Source organism: Treponema primitia ZAS-1 (assembly GCF_000297095.1).
In the GTDB taxonomy this organism is placed as follows: Bacteria; Spirochaetota; Spirochaetia; order Treponematales; family Breznakiellaceae; genus Termitinema; species Termitinema primitia_A.
Genome location: NZ_AEEA01000171.1, coordinates 1 through 641 on the forward strand (window position 1 = coordinate 1; position 641 = coordinate 641).

Sequence of the window (641 nt, forward strand, 5' to 3'; positions counted from 1 at the left end):
AAGACCACCACCACCGTGGGTCTTGCGGACGGTCTTTCCAAGATCGGGAAGAAGGTCGTAGTAGCGCTGCGGGAACCCTCCCTAGGGCCGGTATTCGGCGTTAAGGGCGGCGCAGCAGGCGGCGGCTGGGCGCAGGTCATCCCCATGGAAGACATTAACCTGCACTTCACCGGGGACTTCCACGCCATCGGCGCGGCGAACAACCTCCTTGCGGCCATGATAGACAACCACATCTATCAGGGTAACAAACTGAACGTAGATCCCCGTAAGATAACCTGGCACCGTTGCGTTGACATGAACGACCGGCAGCTCCGCTTTATTGTGGACGGCTTGGGCGGAAAAGCGAACGGCGCTTCCCGGGAAGATTCTTACGATATTACTGTAGCATCTGAAATCATGGCGATACTCTGTTTATCATCTGATATCAATGATCTTAAAGCCCGGCTAGGCCGCATTGTCATAGGCTACACCTACGGGAAACAGTCAGACGGTTCGGAGAAGCCGGTTACCGCCTCGCAGCTTAATGCCCAGGGGGCCATGGCGGCATTGCTGAAGGACGCCTTGAAACCGAACCTGGTGCAGACCCTGGAAGGAACGCCGAGTTTTGTGCACGGCGGCCCCTTTGCGAACATAGCCCACGG

General features: G+C 57.1%; 1 protein-coding gene. It reads left to right on the forward strand.

The annotated features are described in order from the left end of the window. Nucleotides 1-641: formate--tetrahydrofolate ligase (locus TPRIMZ1_RS0117145; protein ID WP_010263590.1), on the forward strand; the 641-nt coding region annotated here is incomplete at both ends.